This window comes from Bradyrhizobium sp. RD5-C2 (genome assembly GCF_019972155.1).
Lineage (GTDB): Bacteria > Pseudomonadota > Alphaproteobacteria > Rhizobiales > Xanthobacteraceae > Bradyrhizobium.
In genome coordinates this window covers 1-234 of record NZ_BOVL01000041.1, presented here as the reverse complement: position 1 = coordinate 234, position 234 = coordinate 1, and the positions used below count along the sequence as shown (strand labels likewise).

1 protein-coding gene is annotated in these 234 nt (G+C 65.4%); it reads right to left on the bottom strand.

Annotated elements, in window-relative coordinates; translation table 11 throughout:
- On the bottom strand, nucleotides 1-234 hold a 234-nt coding region (locus BraRD5C2_RS33615; RefSeq protein ID WP_223975723.1), incomplete at both ends, for a helix-turn-helix domain-containing protein.

The window sequence follows — 234 nt, the reverse complement described above, 5'->3', positions numbered from 1 at the left end:
CCGGCTCCAGATCGCGTATCCGGCTTAATCCCAAGCGGCGAAGGATGCGGCTGACAGTGGCCGGCGACACCCTGACCTCGGCTGCGATCTGCTTGCCGGTGTGGCGCTGCCGGCGCAACGTCTCGACGGCGGCACGCGTGGCTGGCAGGGTTTGGCTTGGCGATGAAAGAGGTCTCGAGGAGCGATCACGCAACCCTTCGACACCTTCTGCGCGGAACCGCTTGACCCATTTGG